The organism is Methylobacterium sp. WL18 (assembly GCF_008040015.1).
Classification (GTDB): Bacteria; Pseudomonadota; Alphaproteobacteria; order Rhizobiales; family Beijerinckiaceae; genus Methylobacterium; species Methylobacterium mesophilicum.
The window spans coordinates 1-1,449 of the sequence record NZ_VRVD01000910.1 but is presented as its reverse complement, the minus strand read 5'-3'; the positions used below and the strand labels follow the sequence as shown (position 1 = coordinate 1,449).

The following is a 1,449-nucleotide window of genomic DNA, read 5'->3' as shown; positions in this document are numbered from 1 at the left end:
TCCCCCACCCGACATGCGCCAGCGCCTATCGCAATGCGCCCCTGAAGACGCCCCCATGCATCGGCGGGTGGACTGCTTGACCGCGCGGCGGCCCGTCGCCAAGTCTGATCGAACCGCGCGGGCCCCTGCCCGTCCGAGGCCGCCCGATCGGCGGCCGGTTCTGAAAGGTGACGTTATGGCGACGGTCAAAGTAACCGACGCGAGCTTCGAGCAGGACGTTCTCAAGTCCGCCGAGCCCGTCGTGGTCGATTTCTGGGCGGAATGGTGCGGCCCCTGCCGCCAGATCGGCCCGGCGCTCGAAGAGATCGCCACCGATCTCCAGGGCAAGGTGAAGATCGCCAAGGTCAACGTCGACGAGAACCCGCAGATCGCCGCCCAGTACGGCATCCGCTCGATCCCGACGCTGCTGCTGTTCAAGAACGGCGAGCGGGTCGACCAGAAGGTCGGCGCCGCCCCGAAGGGCGACCTCTCCCGCTGGATCGGCGCGCAGGTCGCGTAAGCGCCTGACGCGTCCGATGTGACGCCAAAAAGAAAGCCCGGCCGCGAGGCCGGGCTTTCTCTGTTTCGAGACCCGTTTTCAAGTCCCGGGCTTCGCGCCCGGGACCAAGCGTTCGATCTTAGTACGAGCCGAACTTGTAGTTCAGGCCGGCGCGGACGACGGCGAAGTCGTTCGTGTTGCGGCTGGTGTTGCCGGTGACGGCGTAGACCGGCAGGACGGCGCCGGTGTTGAGGGAGGCGCCGACCAGCGGCAGGCCGGTGCGGTTGCGGTCCAGGCTCACGTACAGGCCTTCGACCTTGAACGTCACCGCCGACGAGCGGAAGAAGTTCAGGAACGAGTCGGTGGGGAGCGCGAACTCGGCGCCGCCGCCGACGGTGTAGCCGGTCTTGAAGTTGTCGCGGCTGCCAGCGAAGTTCTGGAACGCGACGCCCTGGGTGCCCTGGTCGCCCGTGGCGTAAGCGAAGCCGCCGGTGGCGTACACGAGGGTCTTGTCGAAGGCGTAGCCGAGGCGGCCGCGCACGGTGCCGAAGAAGTCCAGCGTGTTCAGGGTGCCGTTGACCGGGATGAAGCCCGGGTTGATGGCGGCGGCGTTCGTGGCGTAGCGCGGACGGCCACCGAAATCGAGGTACTGCGCGTCGGCCTCGAAGCCGATCACGACGCCCGAGCCCGGGGTGAACTGGTAGTTGTAGCCGATCTGGCCACCGCCGGAGAAGCCTTCGCGGTTGTTCTGGTTGTAGATCAGCGACGAGCCGAGCGGCGCGAGGGCGCGGTACGGCACGAGGCCGCCGGCACCGAGAACGGCCGGGCTGCCGGCAGTCTGCACGAAGCCGCGGTTGCTGTCGGTGCTGCTGGCGTCGAACGCGTAGCCGGCGTTGATACCGAAGTAGAAGCCGGTCCAGGTGAACACCGGGACGGGGGTGAACACCGGCGGCGGCGCGGCGCGACGCGGC

2 protein-coding genes are annotated in these 1,449 nt (G+C 68.2%); one reads left to right on the top strand and one right to left on the bottom strand.

Annotated features, from left to right (window positions below; translation table 11 throughout):
• The first annotated feature begins 175 nt into the window (after positions 1–175).
• Positions 176–499 carry a thioredoxin gene (trxA, locus tag FV228_RS29605; RefSeq protein ID WP_007561219.1) on the top strand — a complete coding sequence of 108 codons (324 nt, stop codon included), beginning with the start codon at positions 176–178 and terminating at the stop codon, positions 497–499.
• Between the two features lie 118 nt (positions 500–617).
• Here the strand turns inward: trxA and FV228_RS29600 are convergent.
• Positions 618–1,449, bottom strand: an 832-nt coding sequence (locus FV228_RS29600) for a porin family protein (protein WP_147857710.1), incomplete at its 5' end; no start/stop codon positions are given.

Coding starts and splice junctions, on each gene's coding strand:
- trxA (WP_007561219.1), top strand. CDS start 176: ATGGCGACGGTCAAAGTAACCGACGCGAGCTTCGAGCAGGACGTTCTC.